18 protein-coding genes are annotated in these 20,126 nt (G+C 62.0%); 6 read left to right on the top strand and 12 right to left on the bottom strand.

The window, feature by feature from the left end; all coding sequences use genetic code 11:
* Positions 1-149: 149 nt before the first annotated feature.
* Positions 150-758 carry a lytic transglycosylase domain-containing protein gene (locus AB4N91_RS08150; RefSeq protein WP_010455720.1) on the bottom strand — a complete coding sequence of 203 codons (609 nt, stop codon included), beginning with the start codon at positions 756-758 and terminating at the stop codon, positions 150-152.
* A 194-nt stretch (positions 759-952) separates the two neighbouring features.
* Between AB4N91_RS08150 and gspG the strand changes: the two genes are divergently transcribed.
* Together gspG and AB4N91_RS08140 are read left to right on the top strand one after the other, a co-directional pair.
* On the top strand, positions 953-1,387 hold the full coding sequence (gene gspG, locus AB4N91_RS08145; RefSeq protein WP_077750400.1) for a type II secretion system major pseudopilin GspG: 435 nt from the start codon (positions 953-955) through the stop codon (positions 1,385-1,387).
* A gap of 14 nt (positions 1,388-1,401) precedes the next feature.
* A complete protein-coding gene (locus AB4N91_RS08140; RefSeq protein ID WP_010455722.1) occupies positions 1,402-2,589 on the top strand; it encodes a type II secretion system F family protein in 1,188 nt (395 codons plus the stop codon).
* 168 nt (positions 2,590-2,757) lie between these two features.
* On the opposite strand, the gene AB4N91_RS08135 is transcribed toward AB4N91_RS08140, so the two are convergent.
* The 3 genes from AB4N91_RS08135 to AB4N91_RS08125 form a co-directional block, all read right to left on the bottom strand.
* The gene (locus tag AB4N91_RS08135) at positions 2,758-3,168 is read right to left on the bottom strand and encodes a hypothetical protein (RefSeq protein WP_460112279.1); all 411 of its coding nucleotides are present in this window, start codon (positions 3,166-3,168) and stop codon (positions 2,758-2,760) included.
* Between the two features lie 15 nt (positions 3,169-3,183).
* Positions 3,184-3,453: a hypothetical protein gene (locus AB4N91_RS08130; RefSeq protein WP_460112278.1), complete on the bottom strand. Its 270-nt coding sequence runs from the start codon at positions 3,451-3,453 to the stop codon at positions 3,184-3,186.
* Positions 3,454-3,635: 182 nt separating this feature from the next.
* Positions 3,636-4,532: a LysR family transcriptional regulator gene (locus tag AB4N91_RS08125; RefSeq protein WP_102595902.1), complete on the bottom strand. Its 897-nt coding sequence runs from the start codon at positions 4,530-4,532 to the stop codon at positions 3,636-3,638.
* A 161-nt stretch (positions 4,533-4,693) separates the two neighbouring features.
* On the opposite strand from AB4N91_RS08125, the gene AB4N91_RS08120 reads away from it, so the two are divergent.
* Positions 4,694-5,713 carry an alpha/beta hydrolase gene (locus AB4N91_RS08120; RefSeq protein ID WP_010455725.1) on the top strand — a complete coding sequence of 340 codons (1,020 nt, stop codon included), beginning with the start codon at positions 4,694-4,696 and terminating at the stop codon, positions 5,711-5,713.
* Between the two features lie 154 nt (positions 5,714-5,867).
* The gene (locus AB4N91_RS08115) at positions 5,868-7,304 is read left to right on the top strand and encodes a mechanosensitive ion channel family protein (RefSeq protein ID WP_154912648.1); all 1,437 of its coding nucleotides are present in this window, start codon (positions 5,868-5,870) and stop codon (positions 7,302-7,304) included.
* Between the two features lie 209 nt (positions 7,305-7,513).
* Here AB4N91_RS08115 and ycaC read toward each other — a convergent pair whose 3' ends face one another.
* From ycaC to AB4N91_RS08090, 5 genes are all read right to left on the bottom strand, one after another.
* Positions 7,514-8,140 (bottom strand): isochorismate family cysteine hydrolase YcaC, encoded by a 627-nt coding sequence (gene ycaC / locus AB4N91_RS08110; RefSeq protein WP_010455729.1) that lies wholly within the window; start codon positions 8,138-8,140, stop codon positions 7,514-7,516.
* 68 nt (positions 8,141-8,208) lie between these two features.
* Positions 8,209-10,047 carry an amidohydrolase gene (locus tag AB4N91_RS08105; protein ID WP_102595899.1) on the bottom strand — a complete coding sequence of 613 codons (1,839 nt, stop codon included), beginning with the start codon at positions 10,045-10,047 and terminating at the stop codon, positions 8,209-8,211.
* Positions 10,044-10,637: an antibiotic biosynthesis monooxygenase gene (locus AB4N91_RS08100; protein WP_102595898.1), complete on the bottom strand. Its 594-nt coding sequence runs from the start codon at positions 10,635-10,637 to the stop codon at positions 10,044-10,046. The genes AB4N91_RS08105 and AB4N91_RS08100 overlap by 4 nt, the downstream gene beginning before the upstream one ends.
* On the bottom strand, positions 10,630-11,046 hold the full coding sequence (locus AB4N91_RS08095) for a DoxX family protein (RefSeq protein ID WP_077750469.1): 417 nt from the start codon (positions 11,044-11,046) through the stop codon (positions 10,630-10,632). Before AB4N91_RS08095 ends, AB4N91_RS08100 begins: the two co-directional genes overlap by 8 nt.
* Positions 11,047-12,224: 1,178 nt before the next feature.
* Positions 12,225-13,145 carry a LysR family transcriptional regulator gene (locus AB4N91_RS08090; RefSeq protein ID WP_145306316.1) on the bottom strand — a complete coding sequence of 307 codons (921 nt, stop codon included), beginning with the start codon at positions 13,143-13,145 and terminating at the stop codon, positions 12,225-12,227.
* A 157-nt stretch (positions 13,146-13,302) separates the two neighbouring features.
* Between AB4N91_RS08090 and AB4N91_RS08085 the strand changes: the two genes are divergently transcribed.
* Positions 13,303-13,743 (top strand): helix-turn-helix domain-containing protein, encoded by a 441-nt coding sequence (locus AB4N91_RS08085; RefSeq protein ID WP_154912646.1) that lies wholly within the window; start codon positions 13,303-13,305, stop codon positions 13,741-13,743.
* Between the two features lie 55 nt (positions 13,744-13,798).
* On the opposite strand, the gene AB4N91_RS08080 is transcribed toward AB4N91_RS08085, so the two are convergent.
* Together AB4N91_RS08080 and AB4N91_RS08075 are read right to left on the bottom strand one after the other, a co-directional pair.
* Complete coding sequence (locus AB4N91_RS08080; protein ID WP_077748146.1) at positions 13,799-14,623, bottom strand: alpha/beta fold hydrolase; 825 nt, start codon at positions 14,621-14,623, stop codon at positions 13,799-13,801.
* A 32-nt stretch (positions 14,624-14,655) separates the two neighbouring features.
* Positions 14,656-15,231: a flavodoxin family protein gene (locus AB4N91_RS08075; RefSeq protein ID WP_102595815.1), complete on the bottom strand. Its 576-nt coding sequence runs from the start codon at positions 15,229-15,231 to the stop codon at positions 14,656-14,658.
* A gap of 429 nt (positions 15,232-15,660) precedes the next feature.
* On the opposite strand from AB4N91_RS08075, the gene AB4N91_RS08070 reads away from it, so the two are divergent.
* On the top strand, positions 15,661-18,513 hold the full coding sequence (locus tag AB4N91_RS08070; RefSeq protein ID WP_154912645.1) for an ATP-binding protein: 2,853 nt from the start codon (positions 15,661-15,663) through the stop codon (positions 18,511-18,513).
* On the opposite strand, the gene AB4N91_RS08065 is transcribed toward AB4N91_RS08070, so the two are convergent.
* Positions 18,478-19,962, bottom strand: coding sequence for an ATP-binding protein (locus tag AB4N91_RS08065; protein ID WP_460112277.1), 1,485 nt, complete (start codon positions 19,960-19,962; stop codon positions 18,478-18,480). The genes AB4N91_RS08070 and AB4N91_RS08065 overlap by 36 nt on opposite strands.
* Between the last annotated feature and the right edge of the window lie 164 nt (positions 19,963-20,126).

Here is a 20,126-nt window from a genome sequence, read left to right as displayed (position 1 = left end):
AGCAATCCGCATGCCATAAATAATTCAGTTAGTTTTCAGCCACTTGAAGCGACGATCTGAGAACCCGGGGGATATTCCCCACTTATTCCCCACTTTTCGGCCCAGTCCTTGTTGCCCCACTATTGGGGGACGTTCCCCACACTCGCCAATCACAGCGGTGCGTCCATGGCCAGGCCCTGCAAGCGCCGGTACTGACGCAAGACGCTGGGCACATAACGTTGGGTTTCAGCAAACGGCGGGACCACTCCGCCACGGCTCAGCACCGCTTGCGGCCCGGCGTTGTAGGCCGCCACGGCGAGGGTGATGTCGTTGTCGAACAGGGTCAGCAGGCGCTTGAGGTATTTGGCGCCGCCCTGGATGTTGGCCTTGGGGTCATAGACGTTTTTCACCCCCATCTCCCGGGCGGTATCGGGCATCAATTGCATCAGCCCGCCGGCGCCTTTGGGGGACGTCGCATCCGAGTTGTAGCGGGACTCTTCGCGGATGACCGCGTGCAACAACGCGGCCGGCAATTCATTGGCCGTGGCGGCCGCCGACACCAGCTCTGCATAGGGTTGCCTGGCAATCATCTGGGGCTGCTGATCAAGACCGACCAGCGAGGATTGGGGCTCGTGAATCACCCGTTCATAGGTGCGGCCGGGACGGTGAACATTGGACAGTACGTAACTGCCCTTGGCGTCCACGGAAACGAACACATCGGCCTGTACGACGCTCGTCAGCAGCAAACAGCCGAGCAGTCCTGTGGTGAGTGTTTTCATTTTTTTGTCTCCCCTGCCCGGCCCCGAAAAATGGGGGTAATGCCCCAATGGCCGGTAGTAAACAAGCCATACGCAAGCACTGTGCCGAAAGCGCAAAGGCCCGGAATACAGGGGTTGTGGAAGAATGACCGGGGGTGAGCATGGCAATTGCATACGCCTCCATGGCGACCCTTCTGCCACTGTGTGAGGTCATCATGAATCAGCGTTTGCGTTCCGCCCCGCGTCCTCAAGGCGGGTTCACCCTGCTCGAACTGTTGGTGGTGCTGGTGGTGCTGGGGCTGTTGGCCGGCATCGTCGCGCCGAAGTATTTCGCCCAACTGGGCCGCTCCGAAGTGAAGGTGGCCAAGGCGCAAATCGAAGGCTTGGGCAAAGCGCTCGACCTGTACCGTCTGGAGGTCGGTCATTACCCATCGACCGAACAAGGTTTGCAGGCGCTGGTCACTGCGCCAAGCGATGAAACCAAATGGACCGGTCCTTACTTGCAGAAAAAACTGCCGCAGGATCCGTGGGGCCGTAACTACAACTACCGCTACCCCGGCGAAAACGGCGAATACGATCTGCTGTCCATGGGCAAGGACGGCCAACCCGGCGGCGAAGGCGAAAACGCCGAAGTCACCAGCTGGCAATGACGGGGGGGCCGACCATGCGCTTTCATCTCAAGGCAGTGGGCAAGGCTGGCGTGGTCTCGATGACCGTCGAGGCTCCCGGCCACAGCGAGGCCCGGCGCATCGTCGAAGACCAGGGCTTGCGGGTGGTCAGCCTGCACGTCGAGCGGCACTGGCGCGCGTTGCGCCTTCGACAGCGCGAGACATTCAATCTGGTGTTGTTCAGCCAGGAACTGACCACCTTGCTCAACGCCGGCCTGCCGTTAATCGATGCGCTGGAAAGCCTCGCAGAAAAAGAGAACGCGCCACAGGCCCGTAAAACGTTGAGCGAACTAGTGCGCCTGCTGTATGAAGGCAAATCGTTCTCCCAGGCATTGGCCCAGCTGTCGGCGGTGTTCCCTCCGCTCTACGTGGCGCTGGTGCAGTCCAGTGAGAAGACCGGCGCCGTGGGTGATGCCCTGGGCCGCTATGTCAGCTATCGCCAGCGCATGGACGAGGTTCGGCAAAAAATCGTCAGCGCTTCGATCTACCCCCTGCTGTTGCTGGTGGTGGGCGGTGGCGTGGTGTTGTTCTTGATGGGTTACGTGGTGCCGCGCTTCAGCCTGGTGTTCGAAGGGCTGGGGTCGAATCTGCCGTGGCTGTCGCAAGTGCTGATGAGCTGCGGGATGTTCCTGCACGCCCACCAGGGTGAGTTCTTCGGCGCATTGGCGGCAATCATCGTCGCCCTCGGCTTTCTTCAGCGACAACCGGCTTTTCGTCGGGGCGTCGACCGTGTGATCGAAAAACTCCCGGCGGTCCATCAACGCATTTTCATGTACGAACTCGCGCGCTTCTATCGCTCCCTGGGCATCCTGTTGCAGGGCGGCATTCCCCTCGTCACCGCCATGGGCATGGTTCGCGGCCTGCTCACCCCCGCCTCCCGCGTGCGCCTGGACCAGGCCTGCGAACGGGTACGCGAGGGGCAATCGCTGTCGGCCGCGCTGGAGCTCAATCACCTGGTGACCCCAGTCTCCCTGCGCTTGCTTCGAGCGGGCGAACAATCCGGCAACCTCGGCCAGATGATGGAGCGCAGCGCTGACTTCTACGACGAAGAAATCAGCCGCTGGATCGAATGGTTCGTGCGGCTGTTCGAACCCTTGCTCATGACCTTCATCGGCCTGCTGATCGGGGTCATCGTGATCCTGATGTACATCCCGATCTTCGAACTGGCCTCGAGTATTCACTGACCCGCTGGAACAGGGTCGATGTGTACCGTTCATCGTTCATACGCGTTGCCACTGAATTAATCAGCGCGTTGCGGTGTTCTCCCATTGAATCGAGCAGCAAGTTGCATTGTTCATCAACGTTCCAACCTGAATAAGAAGACGGAGAACGACATGCACATCAACAAGCTTTTACTGGCAGTAGCTATTGGCGCAGTTCTGTCGGCGTCTACCGTATTGATCCCGGACAGCTTGTCCGGGGTATCGAGTGCCCAGGCCAAGGACGGTGGTAGTGGTGGCGGCGGTGGTGGTCACGGCGGCGGTGGGTCTGGCGGTGGTGGCGGAGGTCACGGCGGCGGTTCTGGTGGCGGTGGCGGAGGTCACGGCGGCGGTTCTGGTGGCGGTGGCGGAGGTCACGGCGGCGGTTCTGGTGGCGGTGGCGGCGGTCACGGCGGCGGTGGTTCCGGGGGCGGCGGCAATGGCGGTGGTCACGGTGGCAGCGGCGGCGGTGGCAATGGCGGCGGCCACAGTGGAAACGGCAGCGGCGGCAGCGGCGGCAACAGCGGCAGCGGTCACAGCAGCGGCGACCATGGTTCGGGACACTCAGGCAGCTCAGCCTCATCCGGGCGCAGCGGCACTCACTCTGAGCCCGGCGACGATCACGGTGTACACCGCTCGGGCGAAATCGGCGACGACCACGGTGTGCACCGCGCGGGCGAAATCGGCGACGACCGCGGTGTGCATCGCGCGGGCGAAATCGGCGACGACCGCGGTGTGCATCGCGCGGGCGAAATCGGCGACGACCGCGGTGTGCATCGCGCGGGCGAAATCGGCGACGACCGCGGTGTGCATCGCGCGGGCGAAATCGGCGACGACCGCGGTGTGCATGTCGGTGGCGAGCCAGGCGATGACAAAAGGTCCTGACAGGGGCTGATCTTCAAACCCCCACAATCCCTTGTAGGAGCGAGGCTTGCCCGCGAAGGCGTCGTATCAGTCAGCGCTTGTTTTGAATGTCACGACGCCTTCGCGGGCAAGCCTCGCTCCTACAAGGAGATGTGTAATCCGGCGTCCTACAACCCACACTCAACCCGATCCAGCCGCTCGCGCAAAAACTCGATCAACGCCTGCACCGGCCGCGAACTCTGGCGGTGCTGCGGATACACCGCCGACAACGTCAGCGGCGGCGGACGAAACTCATCCAGCACCGGCACCAGCCGACCCTCTTTCAGCGCCGAACCGACAATGAACGTCGGCAAATACGTAATCCCCATCCCGGCCACCGCCGCATCCTTGAGCAACTCCCCGTTGTTGACCCGCATCCGGCCCGTCACGTTGACGCTCAGCGGCTTGCCCTGCCCTTCAAAACGCCATTGCACCTGACGCCCGTGGCCGTAAGGCAGGCAGTCATGGTTGTGCAAATCTTCGGGTTTGAGCGGCGTGCCGCGCTCAGCCAGATAGGCCGGGCTGGCGCAGTACACGCGCTGGATGGAGGCGATGCGGCGGGCGATCAGGGTCGAGTCCTCCAGGATGCCGATGCGCAACGCCAGGTCGTAACCCTCGCTGAGCAAGTCCACCGGCCGATCGCTCAAGTCCACTTCCACCGTGACATCGCGATAGCGCTGCAAAAACAACGGCAGCAAGCAACCCAGATGCGCCAGCGCAAACGACAACGGCGCACTCACGCGGATGGTGCCGCGCGGCTCGGTGGTCTGGCCGGCGATGCCCTGCTCCACTTGCTCGACTTCACCGAGCAAACGTAACGCGGACTCGTAATAACTCTGGCCCAGCGGCGTGACGTCCAGCCGCCGCGTGGAGCGATTGAGCAGGCGCACGCCCAGACGCTCTTCGAGCTGCATCAAGCGCCGGCTGACAAACTGCTTGGACAGGCCCAATTGATCGGCTGCCGAGGTGAAGCTGCCGGAGTCCATGACCTGGCAAAAAATACGCATATCTTCGAACGGGTTCATTGTCACGCCTTGGTTGACAGTCAAACACTTTATAGCTGCTTTTTCCCTTTTGGGCGACCTATTAATCTGTGTCCACGGTGTTGCTGAGGCCTGACCTACAGCGCCAGCAGCGACCTGACCTCAGGTAATCAAACGCTCATTAATTAAAAAGGATTTGCCCCATGAACATCGTCAAACAAACCCTGACCGCTTCCCTTCTCGCCCTTTCCATCGGCAATGCATTCGCCGCCGGCAGCCCGGGTGTCGAACACAATACCCAGGCCTTCCTCGAAGCCCTCGCCGCCGGCGGTGGCAAGCCGCTTGAGCAGTTGAGCCCCAAAGATGCCCGTGCGGTGCTGACCGGTGCGCAAAACTCGGTGAAGGTTGATCTGTCGGGTGTGGACGTCAGCGATCGTGCGATCAAGGTCGACGGGCAAACCATCAACCTGAAAATCGTCCGGCCGGCCAAGGTCAAAGGTGAATTGCCGGTGTTCATGTTCTTCCACGGTGGCGGCTGGGTGTTGGGCGATTACCCGACTCACCAGCGTCTGATCCACGATCTGGTGGTCGGCTCCGGCGCTGTCGCGGTGTATGTCGATTACACGCCGTCGCCGGAAGCGCATTACCCGACTGCGATCAACCAGGCCTACGCCGCGACCCGTTGGGTGGCCGAGCATGGCAAGGACATCGGCGTCGATGGCAAGCGCTTGGCGGTAGCCGGCAACAGCGTCGGCGGCAACATGGCGGCGGTCGTGGCGTTGATGGCCAAGGAACAGAAAGCCCCGGCGCTGCGCTTCCAGTTGTTGATGTGGCCGGTGACCAACGCACAGTTCGACAGCGGCTCGTACCAGCAATTTGCCGAAGGCCACTTCCTGACCAAGGGCATGATGAACTGGTTCTGGGACAACTACACGACCGACCAGGCCGAGCGTGCGCAGATCCATGCCTCGCCGTTGCAAGCCAGCGCCGAACAGCTCAAAGGCCTGCCCGCCGCCCTGGTGCAAACCGCCGAGTTCGACGTGTTGCGTGACGAAGGCGAAGCCTATGCCCGCCACCTCGACGCAGCCGGTGTGCCGGTCACGGCGGTGCGATACAACGGCATGATCCACGACTTCGGCCTGCTCAACCCGCTGAGCCAGATTCCGGAGGTGAAAGCGGCGGTTCGTCAGGCAGCACTGGAACTCAAGACTCACTTGAACTGAGTCACCTCGCCTCGCCACACAGCAATGTGTGGCGAAGCTGCTTTTGTAGGAGCCAGGCTTGCCGGCGAAGGCGTACTTGAGGGCGCCTTCGCCGGCAAGCCTGGCTCCTACAAAAAACTACCGCCAACAACAACCAGTCTGCCGGAGTTCCCCCATGTCTTTTGTCCTCGCTCACCTGCTGTCCTGGAGTGCCCTGCTGCTGGTGATCGACACCGTGCTCTGGCACCTCGCGCCGTTCAAGCATCGCGTCACGCGGGTTGGCGTGCGGCTGGCGTTGTTTGTGCTGTTCAGCGCGCTGGTGATCAATGCCGGTGTGAGCCCGTTGCAGGCACCGTTGTTCGCCGAGGATCGTGTCGCGCAATTGGGCGCCACGGCGTTGGGGATTCTCTGGTGGCTGTACTCCGCGCGGGTGCTCACCGAAGTCATCGGCCTGGTGCTGATGCGCCGCATCGGTCACAGCGGTCGCTTGTTGCAGGACGTCATCGGCGCGCTGGTGTTCCTGATTGCAGTCGTCGCGGCGGCCGGTTACGTGCTGGAGCTGCCGGTGAAAGGCTTGCTGGCGACGTCCGGTGTCGTGGCCATCGTCGTCGGTCTGGCGTTGCAAAGCACCTTGAGCGACGTGTTTTCCGGGATCGTGCTCAACACCACCAAGCCGTATCAGGTGGATGACTGGATCATGATCGATGGCGTCGAAGGCAAAGTCCTCGACATCGACTGGCGCGCCACGCACCTGCTGACCAGCGCCGGCAGCACCGCTGTGGTGCCGAATTCGGTGGCGGCCAAGGCGAAAATCGTCAACCTCAGCCGGCCGACCAACATGCACGGCGTGTCCATCAGCATTCAAGTGCCCAACCACATCCGCCCGCGTCGGGTGCTGGATGCGCTGGAGCGCACGCTTCAAGGCAGCAGCAGTTTGCTGCTCAACCCGGCGCCGAAAGCCGTGCTCAAAGAGGCTGGCGAAACCATGTCCGAGTACGTGGCCAGCGGCTTTATCGCCGAGCTCGGCAAGAAGAGCGAGGTGCGCAATCAGCTGTTCGACCTGGCGCACCGGCACCTCGAAGCGGCGGGAATTTCCCGGCAGATCGATGGTGTTATTGAACCGACAACCCGCGCACGGGCGTTGCTGGATGAAGTGAAAGTCTTCCGCTCCCTGAGCGAGGACGAGCGTGATCAATTGGCTCAGTCCATGGTCCCGCAGCAATACGCGGCGGGTCAGGTGGTGCTGGAGTTGGGCGAAGTGCCGGACAGCCTGATGGTGATCGCCACAGGCGTGGTCAGCGCCACCGTGCCCGATGGCACCGGGCAAACCGAAGCCGGGCGCATGGGGCCGAGTGAGGTGATGGGTGAACAAAGCGTGCTCACCGATACACCGTCCCAGGCCACCTTCACCACCCTGACCTCGTGCATCATTTACCGGATCGACAAATCCCTGACCCGTGGTTGCATGGAACAACGGGTTGAAGTGGGTCGGGCGCTGAACAAGCTGCAAGCGGTGCGGCAGCAGAACAGCCGGTTGGCGCTGATGGCCAAACCGGTTCCGATCAAGAAAAACGGCTTCCTCAACTGGCTGCAAAAACGCCAACAGGCCTAGTTTTTGTGGCTGCCTGAATGTTGTGGTGGCGTGCTTTTGTGGCGAGGGAGCTTGCTCCCGCTTGAGCGCGCAGCGCTCACCAAAAGGGGCTGCTTCGCAGCCCAGCAGGAGCAAGCTCCCTCGCCACAAAAAACCTCACCACCCCAATGAGGTTGTCCCAGACATAAAAATGCCCGCACAGTCGCGGGCATTTTTATGGATCGCCGGGCTTACTTCGAAGTCAGCGCCACGTAGCTGTTCATCAAGTTGCGATAGTTCGGAATACGCGGCGACAGCAGGTTCGCCAGGCCTTCCATGTCGTTACGCCAGTCACCCTGCAGCTCGCACGCCACCGAGAACCAGTTGACCAATTGTGCTCCGGCCGCCGACATGCGAGCCCAGGCCGCTTGCTGCACGGTTTCGTTGAAGGTGCCCGAGGCGTCGGTCACTACAAACACTTCAAAGCCTTCCGCCAGTGCCGACAACGTCGGGAAAGTCACGCATACGTCGGTCACCACACCCGCGATGATCAGTTGCTTGCGGCCAGTGGCTTTAACGGCTTTGACGAAATCTTCGTTGTCCCAGGCATTGATCTGGCCTGGACGCGGGATGTACGGCGCGTCCGGGAACAGTTCCTTGAGCTCAGGCACCATCGGGCCGTTCGGGCCATTTTCGAAACTGGTGGTGAGGATGGTCGGCAATTTGAAGAACTTGGCCAGGTCCGCGAGGGCCAGCACGTTGTTCTTGAATTCGTTCGGCGAGAAATCCTGGACCAGCGAGATCAGGCCGGTCTGGTGGTCGACCAACAGGACTACGGCATCGTCTTTGTTCAGGCGCTTGTACGGAACGTTGCTCATGTGAAACTCCTCGATGGATGGGTATTACGCAAGGCGCCGACGCAGCGCATCGGCGCGTTTTGTGATCGTCAGAACGCGAAGCACGAGCAGCCGAACGCGCCCCAGAAACCGGCGAAATCGCTGACCGGCGCGTTCGACAACCGGGCCTTTTCATGGCTGTGGGCATGCACGCCGCACGGCCCGCTGCAATGGTGAACCTGCGCCTGCATCGGCGACGTCGGACGCCAATGACCCGGCACCTTGACCACCGGCGACCAGTCCGGCAGCACCGGCACGCTGGCAGGTCCCAGTTTTTCGAAATCGCCGGCGGCGTACACCACCTTGCCGCCGACCACGGTCAACACCGATTCGATCCACTTGATCGCTTCTTCATCGACGCTGAAAAAGTCAGCGCTGAGCGCCGCGACATCCGCCAGTTGGCCAATCTTGATCTGGCCTTTCTTGCCCTGCTCGGACGAGAACCAGGCGCTGCCGTGGGTAAACAGCTCCAGCGCGGTCTGCCGGGACAGGCCCTCGGCATGCAGTTCCAGGCCACCGACGGTGCGGCCACTGACCATCCAGTACAACGATGTCCAAGGATTGTAGCTCGACACCCGCGTGGCATCCGTACCGGCGCCGACCGGTACCCCTTCGGCCAACATGCGCTTGATCGGCGGGGTCGCCTCGGCGGCCTTGGCGCCATAACGCTCGACGAAATACTCGCCCTGAAACGCCATGCGATCCTGAATCGCAATACCGCCACCCAGCGCCCTCACCCGCTCGATGTTCTGCGGCGTAATGGTTTCAGCGTGGTCGAAAAACCATGGCAAACCGTTGAACGGAATGTCGCGGTTGACCTTCTCGAACACGTCGAGCATGCGGCTGATGGATTCGTTGTACGTGGCGTGCAAACGGAACGGCCAGCGCTGCTCGACGAGGTGGCGAACCACCGGTTCCAGCTCATCTTCCATGGTCTGCGGCAGATCCGGACGTGGCTCGAGGAAGTCCTCGAAATCCGCCGCCGAAAACACCAGCATTTCCCCGGCGCCGTTGTGTCGCAGGTAATCGTCGCCCTGATGCAGGGTCACGCTCGACGTCCAGTTCTTGAAGTCGGTCAGCTCTTCTTTCGGCTTCTGCGTGAACAGGTTGTAGGCGATGCGAATGGTCAGCTGCTGGTCCTTGGCCAACTGTTCGATCACCTGATAATCGTCGGGATAATTCTGGAAACCACCGCCGGCGTCGATGGCGCTGGTCAGGCCGAGGCGATTGAGTTCGCGCATGAACTGGCGCGTCGAGTTGACCTGGTACTCCAGCGGCAACTTTGGCCCCTTGGCCAGCGTCGAGTACAAAATCATCGCATTGGGACGGGCGACCAGCATGCCGGTCGGCTCACCGTTGCTATCGCGCACAATCTCGCCACCCGGCGGGTTCGGCGTGTTGCGGGTGTAACCGGCCACGCGCAATGCGGCGCGGTTGAGCAAGGCGCGGTCGTACAAATGCAGGACAAACACCGGAGTGTCCGGCGCGGCCTGATTGAGTTCTTCGAGGGTCGGCATGCGCTTTTCGGCGAACTGGAATTCGTTCCAGCCACCGACCACCCGCACCCATTGCGGTGTGGGCGTGCGATCGGCCTGGTCCTTGAGCATGCGCAAGGCATCGACCACCGATGGCACGCCTTCCCAACGCAGTTCGAGGTTGTAGTTCAGACCGCCGCGAATCAGGTGCAAGTGCGAGTCGTTGAGGCCGGGAATGACGCAACGACCCTTGAGGTCGATGACCTGCGTGCCCGACCCGCGCAGGGCCATGGCTTCGGCGTCGGTGCCGACCGCGACGAAGCGACCTTCGCGGATCGCCACCGCGCTGGCGCGTGGGTTTTCACGGTCAACGGTATGAAATTGGCCATTGAATAAAATCAGATCGGCGTTCATCGCGTTTCCTTGGACGGAGTGGATTGAGACAGCCAGGGCGCGAACAGACGCGTCGCCATCGGCATGAACAGGTACACCACCGAAACGACGATGGTCAGCGTGATCAGGAACGTCGCGACCACGTAATTGGACAGGATGGCGTTAAGTTGCAGCAGCGGGCCCCAGAGCAGCGGCACCAGCAAGGTGTGCGGCAGAATCACCAGCAAGGTCACCACGGCCTGCTTCCAGCGCGGCGGCGGTGGCGAAGCGGCGTCGGCCTGCGGCGCGAACCAGAATTCGTTGACCGGATTGACCTCGGTCTGGTCGCCATCGGCGAGCATCGGCGTGGCTTCGTTGACCAACTCAAGGCGCTGCGGCGAATCGAGCCAACGCTGCATCGCGTCGGTGGAACAAAAGCGCAGCACGCAGGTGTACATGTCCAGGCCAGCGTTTTTACCGCGCATCACATCCACGCCCAAGTGCCCTTCCTGCTGCCCGGCGATGCTGACAATGTTGCGCAACCAGGCTTCATAGGGCGCTTCAAAACCGGCTTTGACCCGGTGCTTGATGACCAGGGTCACGACTTCCTCGAAACGATTGGATTCAGGCATAACGCAAAGCTCCGGCAAATCGGACATTGAGCGCCAGCCGTCCCGGCCCGGCGATAAGTAGGCTGGTGAACACAATCAACAGCAGCCAACCGAACTGCCCTTCATCGAGACTCCATTGCGCATGCACCACCAGCAGCGCGATCAGCAACACTGCCAAAATCGGCAGACACGCCAAACGCACCAACACCCCTGCGATAATCAGCAACGGGCACAGCACCTCGGCAAAAATCGCCAGCATCAGCGTGACGTTCGCGCCGAGGTGAAACGGGTCTTCGATGACTTGCAGTTGAGCGCTGAAGTTAAGCAGCTTCGGCAAACCGTGCACCCACAGTAGAAACACACCGCCAGTGACCCGCAAAAACAGCAGTCCGAAATCCTGCGCCCGCTCATCCCATCGCGATGTATTCATGGGCTACCTGCACAAATGAAAAACCACCGACGTTCATGCGCCGGGACCTGGTTTGATAGTGCCGGGACGGGACTGGGGAAAATTGGATGTACGTGCTGTTTTGCGGATGAGCCAGATCTACAACCGACGAAGATCCTGTGGGAGCGAGCCTGCTCGCGATAGCGGTGGATCATTCAGCCTTGATGGTGGCTGATACGCCGCCATCGCGAGCAGGCTCACTCCTACAATTGGATTGGGTGCATCTGCGAAATATTGGTCGGCTGGCAGGCCGCCTTCGCTGGCAGGCCAGCTCCCACAGTGGAATGTGGGTACCTGCAAGAGATTGGTCGGCTGTCAGGCCGCCTTCGCGGGCAAGCCTCGCTCCCACAGTGGAATGTGGGTACCTGCAAGAGATTGGTCGGCTGTCAGGCCGCCATCGCGAGCAGGCTCACTCCTACAGTGTAATGGGAGTACCTGCAAAATATTGGTCGGCTGTCAGGCCGCCTTCGCGGGCAAGCCTCGCTCCTACAGTGGAATGGGTGTACCTGCAAGAGATTGGTCGGCTGTCAGGCCGCCTTCGCGGGCAAGCCTCGCTCCTACAGTGGAATGGGTGTACCTGCAAAAGATTGGTCGGCTGGCAGGCCGCCTTCGCGGGCAAGCCTCGCTCCTACAGTGGAATGGGTGTACCTGCAAGAGATTGGTCGGCTGGCAGGCCGCCTTCGCGGGCAAGCCTCGCTCCTACAAGGGTTCGGTGTACACGCTGCGCTTTTCACCACTCATTAGGCCGAGCGTTAGCTCGCCTGCTTTTGATCTTGATCTGCCCGCCCCTTCGGGAGGCCGAGTGGAGGCGTTCATCTGGGGGGTGGGCGCGTAGCGCCGTGCGGCGAAGCCGCACACATCGAGAGGAGGTCGAAGCGAAGCCGACCGGAGGCGATGCCCCCAGATGAATGCCGGAGCGAGGGTACGCCGAGCCTAGGCGAGGGGCCGGACGCTGGGGCGAAGCCTTTTGCTTACTTTTCGGCGTTTGGAAAAGTGAGTCGCTGTAAGAGCGAAACCATAAGCAGCCGTTACCGCAGAAATGGATATGTACACCTGAAAGAGATAGGTCGGCTATCAGGCCGCCTTCGCAAGCAGGCTCGCTCCCACATTGGGGATGGGGTACATCAAGGGGAACCTGGTCGGCCCGAAGGCCGCCACGTTCAAGCCGAAACCACCAAAGGCCTAGACATGAACTCACTGATCCGCGACCGCAACCACCGCTCCGCCGGATCATTGTCATGCACCCCACTCCAGGCCATCGACAACTGCGCCGCATCAATGGGAAACGGCGGATCCTCCGCCCGCAACGCACACCCCTCCACCAGCGCACACGCCGCATAATCCGGCACCGTGGCAATCATCTCAGTCCCGGCCAACAACGCCCGCAACCCGCTGAACTGCGGCACACCCAACACCACCCGACGGCTGCGACCGACCTTGGCCAGATCCAGATCGATATTGCCGCTCAAATCACCCGAGAACGACACCATGGCATGCGGACGTTCACAATATTCGTCCAGCGTCAGCGTCCCCGGCCGCTTGTCCCCGCGCAGCACCTTGCAAGGAATGTCCCGCAACTTCTTGCACTTGGCATTCGCCGGCAAATCCGTGGTGTAACTCACCCCCACGGAAATCTCACCCGAGGCCAGCAACGCCGGCATCAGCAGATAGTTGGCGCGACGCACCACCACCACGATCCCCGGCGCCTCTTCCTGCAATTGCCGCAACAACGGCGGAAACAAACCGAACTCGGCATCGTCCGACAACCCGATGCGGAACACATCGCTACTGGTCGTCGGATCGAATTCCTTCGCCCGACTGACCGCCCCGGAAATCACATCCATCGCCGGTTGCAGCTCCTTGAGAATAGCCAGTGCCCGCGCCGTCGGCTCCATGGCGCGACCATTGCGCAGCAACAACGGATCGTCGAACAAATCCCGTAACCGCCCCAGCGCCGCACTCACCGCCGGCTGCCCCATGAACAGTTTTTCAGCGACCCGGGTCAGGTTCTTTTCGAACATCAACGCTTCGAAAATCACCAGCAGGTTCATGTCGACGCGACGCAGATCGTTACGGTTCATAGGCACGGTTTCCTTGTGTGTTCAGCCAGGCTTGAGGGTAACGATTGTCTCTGACTTTACGTAAGACTGCCCACCCGGCATGAGGAATTAACAACGTTTAACTCGCCTGACAAGGCCTCGCAACCAAGAATGAAGCTCACCGACACGGACAATTGTCATGGCCCATTCTCAGCAAAACGTCGCCCGTGCTGCAGTCGATGAAGCACCCAAAAAAGCCACCGGCGGCTTGACCCCATGGCGTGAAGAGCTGGCCAAGCAACTGATCCTCGAACGCCTGGGTGAAACCGTTGAAGTCACCGAACTGGCCCGCGCCTGTGCCCTGTCGCGCAGTCATTTTTCCCGAGCGTTCAAGTGCAGCACCGGGCTCTCGCCCCAGGACTGGATTCGTCACCAACGCGTCGCCCGGGCCAAGCAATTGATCCAGAACACCGACATGACGCTGACGCAAATCAGCCTCGAATGCGGCTTCTGCGATCAGGCGCATTTCTGCCACATCTTCACCCGCAGCGAAGGCATCAACCCGTTTGCGTGGCGTTGCCGTGCGGTGCGCGCCCTTCCCCCACGTCGCGCCTGCACCGCTCAAACTCACGCGTTATAAAACCTGTTTTATCAGAGCGAAAACCGGCGCGGGCCCATGCCCGCGCCGGGGTACATCAACCCTTGAGAAACGCCAGCAGATCAGCGTTGAGCTGATCCTTGTGGGTATCCGTCAAGCCGTGGGGCGCACCGGGGTAGACCTTCAGCTGCGAACCTTTCACCAGTTTTGCTGAGGCGATACCCGCCGCTTCGAAGGGCACCACCTGGTCCGCGTCGCCGTGCACCACCAGCGTCGGGATGTCGAACTTCTTCAGGTCTTCGGTGAAGTCGGTTTCCGAGAACGCCTTGATGCAGTCGTAGGCGTTCTTGTGGCCGGCCATCATGCCTTGCATCCAGAACCAGTCGATCATGCCCTGGGACGGCTTGGCGTCCGGTTTGTTGAAGCCGAAGAACGGCCCGCTGGCGAGGTCGATGTACAGCTGCGAACGGTCGGCCAGAGATGCCTGGCGAATGCCGTCGAACACTTCGATCGGCAGGCCACCGGGGTTGGCTTCGGTCTTGAGCATCAGCGGCGGCACCGCGGAAATCAGCCCGGCCTTGGCTACGCGACCGGTGCCGTGGCGACCGATGTAGCGCGCCACCTCGCCGCCGCCGGTGGAGAAGCCGAACAGCACGGCGTCTTTGAGGTCGAGCAACTCGATCAACTGCGCCAGGTCATCGGCGTAGGTGTCCATGTCGTTGCCGGTCCACGGCTGGCTGGAGCGGCCATGACCACGACGGTCGTGGGCGATCACCCGGTAGCCTTTGGAGGCCAGGAAGATCATCTGCGATTCCCAGCTGTCGGCGTTCAACGGCCAGCCGTGGCTGAAGACGATGGGTTGGCCGGTGCCCCAGTCCTTGTAGTAAATCTCGGTGCCATCTCGGGTCGTGAACGTACTCATGCGATGTCTCCTTTGCGAGTGTTGGGGGTGTATCAAAGCGGTGATGGGTTCATTCGTTCAGCCAGCCGCGCCACCCGCTCGCCGAGGTGCGCGGCGGTGCAACGGTCTTCGGGAGGTGGGGCGAGGTCCGGGGTCTGTTCGACATTCGACTGGGCCATGGCGCCGAGCGAGCTGCCGAGGCGATTCATTTGCCCGTCGAAGGCGCCGGTGCTGGAGCGCGCCGGCAGCAGGTCGAGGCCGACCCAGATCATCGAGTGCTGCGCGGCGAATACCGCCATCTGCAGCAAGGTGTTGAGTTTGTCGCCGCACAGGCAGCCGGAATTGGTGAAGCCGGCGGCCAGTTTGTCGCGCCACGGCTGGGCGAGGTAGAACGCCGCCGTGGACTCCATGAAGCCTTTGAACTGCGCCGACGCGCTGCCCATGTAGGTCGGGGCGCCGAAGATGATGGCGTCGGCGCTGTGCAACCGGTCCCAGTGCTGGTCCACTTCATCGACCGGAACCAGCAGGCAGGTGCTGCCCACATGCCGTTCCACACCCAGGGCCACGGCTTCGGCCATGACCCGGGTGTGCCCGTAGCCACTGTGATAGACCACCACCACGTTGCTCATCCCGGTGTCCTCATGACAAGTTGATCCCTTTGCTACATGCCCCACTCGCCAGCCCGGCACAATTCCCTGTGGGAGCGAGCCTGCTCGCGATGGCGGCGGCACATTCAACATCGAAGCAAGCTGACCCACTGCTATCGCGAGCTGGTTCGCGCCTACAAGACCAGCGGGTGTTGAAGCAGCAGAGTTTTGGGCGTAGACCAGACGCAGGACGAGTTAAACGTTGTTAATTTTCGTTGGCGCGCCAAAAGCCTCAACAGCGGCTTTGCCAAGGTTGCCCCTCAATAAATGCGGCGCCTGCCAGGGACGCCAGGTACAGGCAGTCGCAGCGGACACCCGACAGTCAGGCGAACACCTCGTTGCGTTGCCGGAAAAACCTGAGGAATATGCTCGGAAACCGCGTACCAGACGGCTGCAAGCAGGAGCGACACGTTGACCCTTTCCCCAGAACAGGCCATCCATTTCGGCCCCTACCGGATCTATCCCGGACAACGCCTGGTGCTGGAGGCCGACCAGCCCCTGCGCCTGGGCCGGCGCGCCATGGATATTCTGCTGATCCTGCTGGAGCACGCCCCAAACGTGGTCAGCAAACAGCAACTGATCGCCGGGGTATGGCCCAAAAGCGTCGTCGAAGACATCAACCTGCGCGTGCACATGGCGGCGCTGCGCAAAGCCCTCGGCGACGGCCAGGCCGGCCAGCGCTATATCGTCACTGTCGCCCAGCGCGGCTACAGTTTTGTCGCGCCCTTCTCCCTCGAGTCCATCGAGCAGCACCCTGCGAGCGAAAGCCTCCAGCCGAGCGCCCATAACCTGCCGATCCGCCGGACGCGCATGATCGGTCGTCAATCGCTGGTCGAAAACCTGGTCACTCAGCTGTCACGCCAGCGCTTCATCACCCTCGTCGGCCCCGGTGGCATCGGCAAGACCACCGTGGCGCTGCGCGTCGCCGAACTGTTGATCGGCCGCTACCGGGACGGTATTCGCCTGCTGGACCTGGCGCCGCTCAGCGATCCGAGCATGATCAGCGCCCAGTTGGCGACGCTGCTGGATTTGTCCCTGCACGATGCCGAATCTACAAACGGACTGGCCACGTTCCTGCGCGAGCGGCGGATGCTGCTGGTGATCGACAACTGCGAGCACCTGCTCGACGCGGTCGCGCTGCTCTGCGAAAGCATCCTGCGCGCCGCGCCGCACGTGCACATCCTGGCCACCAGCCGCGAGAGCCTGCGGGCCGAAGGTGAGTTCGTCCAGCGTCTCGAATCGCTTGATTGCCCACCCCCCATCGCGGTGCTGGACCGCGCCCAGGCGCTGACCTTTTCCGCATTGCAACTGTTCGTCGAGCGGGCCATGGCCAGCCAGGACAGTTTCGAGCTGAGCGATGACGACCTGCCGTTATTGATTGACATCTGCCACCGCCTGGACGGCATTCCGCTGGCCATCGAACTGGCGGCGGCGCAAGTCAGCCACTTTGGCCTGAGCGGGTTGCTGACGCAGTTGCAAGGCAGTTTTCGCCTGCTCACCCAAGGCTGTCCGTCGACGCTGGGCCGGCACCAGACCCTGCGCGCCACGCTCGACTGGAGTTTCGAACTGCTGAACGCCTGCGAGCAAACCTGCCTGCGCCGACTGGGGGTGTTCAGGGGCGGTTTTACGCTGGAGTCGGCCGCGGCGGTGATCGTCGGCGAACACATCGAGCCCGGCGAGGTGTTTGGCTCGATCACGCAACTGGTGGCCAAGTCGTTGCTGAACGTGGAAGTGGGCGACGAAGAAGTGTTCTACCGCTTGCTCGACACCACCCGCAGCTACGCACTGGAAAAACTCGACCAGACCCTGGACCTGCCGGACACCCGAAAGCGCCACGCCGAACGCTGCCTGGCCTTGATGCATCAGGCTCAAACTGACTGGGAGCTGATTTCCACAGGCCTGTGGATCGAGCGTTACGCCCGCAGTCTGGATGACATTCGTTCGGCCCTCGACTGGGGCTTTAACGCCCAAGGTTCGCAGGCGCTGGCGATCCGGCTGACCGCGACGTCGACGCCGCTGTGGCAGGAGTTGTCGCTGCTCAAAGAACATGGCGTTTACGTGCGCAAGGCGCTGGCCTTGCTGGAGGCGGCGCCCGAGCCCTGTCCTCACCTGCAAATGGCCCTCAAGCTCGCCCTCGGCAGTTCCTGCTACCACACCCAGGGCGGCACGGCCGAAACCATTGCCGCGTTCGTCAGCGCCAGAACCCTGGCCAGGCACAACAACGACGTGGCCGGTCAACTGCGGGCGGTGTCCGGGCACATGGCGGTCAATCTCAGTTGCGGCCACTACCAAATGGCGCTGGAGCAGAGCCAGCTGTTCGACCGCCTGGGCGCCCAGGGTGACCCCGTGCTGTCGCTGAGCACGCACCGCTTGCGCGTCCTGGCCCTGCACTTTGCCGGCAATCAGCAACTGGCCCGGGTGAATGCCGAACAGGTCATCCAGCGCATGGCCCAGAGCGGGCACCTCAACCGCTTCACCCACGGCTTTGGCGTGCAATACGATCAGAGCGTGGCCGCCCTGACAATTCTGGCGCGCATCCTCTGGTTGCAAGGTCAGCCGGAGCAGGCGTGGCGCACCGCCCGCCAGGCGCTGGACATCGCGCTGCAGATCAACCACGGCACCTCCATTTGCTACACCCTGGCGCTGGCCGGCTGCCTGATCGCCCACTACAACGGCGACAGTACAACCGCACGCAAACTGTTACGGCTGCTACTGGAACAGGCGCAGAAACATTCGGTGCTGCTGTTTCATACGTGGGCGCAACACTACGCGCAAGTGATCGACCAGGCTGGAGCACCGTCGGCGCCACCGCCGGGTGCCGGGCTGATCAAGGAAATCATGGTCACGCTGGACGCCACGTTCGTCGATGACGCCTTGTGGCAACGGGCCGATACCGGGGCAGCGGGCTGGAGCACGGCGGAGATACTGCGGGCCAGGGCTGATGCGTTGCTGACTGAAGAAAATGCGCAGGCAGTGGATGACCCGAGTGAACGCGTTCGCGAGCAAGCTCGCTCCCAAAAAAGCGAGATGGCGGAGGAGGTATTGCTGCGAGCGTTGAATGTCGCCAGGCATCAGGGCGCCCTGGCCTGGGAGCTGCGCAGCGCCACTTCGCTGGCGCAATTGTGGCAGCGTCAGGGTCGGCATCAGCAGGCTCATGAACTGCTGACGCCGATCTACAACCGGTTCACCGAAGGCTTTGCTACCCCGGACCTGAGCAAAGTCCGTCGGCTACTCGACGAGCTGCATGGGCACCTGAACGCCTGAGACCCAGCGTGCCCGGCTGATGTAATGCGAGTAGCGCTGTTCGAACGTACGCAGGTGGCCGCTGTGTTCGAGTTTCTCCAGGGCATAGGTGCGCGTGGTATTGAGCAAGCGGTACCGCGTGGTGCCGTTGACCTGATCCATCGACAGCAGCGACTTGGCGACCAACCGCTGCACCAGCGTCGCCAGTTGATCGGGTTTGAGCAGCTCGCAACTGCTGACGCCAATCGCCGCCTCCAGGGTGAAGGACATCTTGAACACCGAGAGACGCTGCAACACGGTTTGCTCCCCCTGGCTCAGCCGTTCATAGCTCCAGTCCAGCGCGGCCTTGAGGGTTTGATGCCGGGGCACGGCCGTGCGTCGCCCCTGAGTCAGCAGTTGAAAACAGTTATCCAGCTGAGCCTGCAAGCCGACCAATGCCAGCGCATCGATCTGCGCCGCTGCCAGTTCAATGGCCAGCGGCAAACCGTCAAGTCGTCGACAGATTTCACGCACTGCCTTGAGGTCCTGTTCGCGCAAGGCAAACCCTTGTTGACGGGCTCGGGCTCGACTGACGAACAACTGCACCGCCGAGTAGCCCATGGACTCGGCCACGCTGTGCAACGCCGACGCGGGCGGCAACGCCAACGACGGCAAGCGCTGAACTGTTTCCCCCGCTGCCATCAGCGGTTCACGACTGGTGACGAGAATCGACAGCCGAGGCGCCGACGCCAGCAAATCGTCGACCAATGCCCGGCAGCGTTCCAACAGGTGTTCGCAGTTGTCGAGCACCAGCAACATATGCCGATTCGCCAACACCTCCAGGGACGTGCCGACCTCCAGTTCCAGGGTTTGTGTCAGGTGATCCACCACGCGTGCGGGATCATCGAGCACCGCGAAATCCACCAGCCAAACGCCATCTTTATAGTGCTGCAACAGCAGTTCGGCCACGCGGAGCGCCACGGTGGTCTTGCCGATGCCAGCGGGGCCGACCAGGGTCATGAGCCGCCGAACCGGTAATTGCCGGACCAGGCTGCCGACCATCGAGTCCCGTCCGGTCACGGGTGTGAGCCGCGCAGGCAGGTTATGTTGATGTTTTTGCGCGGTCTCGATCGAGACCACGGTGGTCGCCGGCACCGACTCCACCGGGGCGACAAAGCTGTAGCCGCGCTGGGGGATGTTGACGATGTAGCGCTCACCGTTCTGCCCGTCGCCAAGCGCCCGGCGCAGCGCCGCAATATGCACGCGCAGGTTGATTTCTTCGACCACGGACGTCGGCCAGACGTGGGCAATCAACTCGTCCTTGCTGACCACATGGCCGGCGCGCTCAACCAGCACCTGGAGGATATCCAGGGCGCGACCGCCCATGCGCAGCGGCCGATCACCGTCCAGGATCAGCCGTTGCCGCTGGTGAAAGGCGTAGGGGCCGAACCGCAGCACCGTATCGCTGTTTAAATCTCTGAAGCTGTTCATGCACGTTTGCGTGCTGAAAACCTGGCCCGGCTCACAGTGCAGAAATATCGATCGCACCCACCTTCCAGGCTCCCGCACCTCCATTGCAAAGAGTTCACGGCTATCTTGGCAGGCCTCGGTGACGGTACAACTGCCATGGGGGGAGCGTCACGGCCATTGCGGTG

The sequence above is a fragment of the Pseudomonas sp. H3_D04 genome (assembly GCF_054669175.1).
This window is presented reverse-complemented; position numbering and strand designations above follow the sequence as displayed.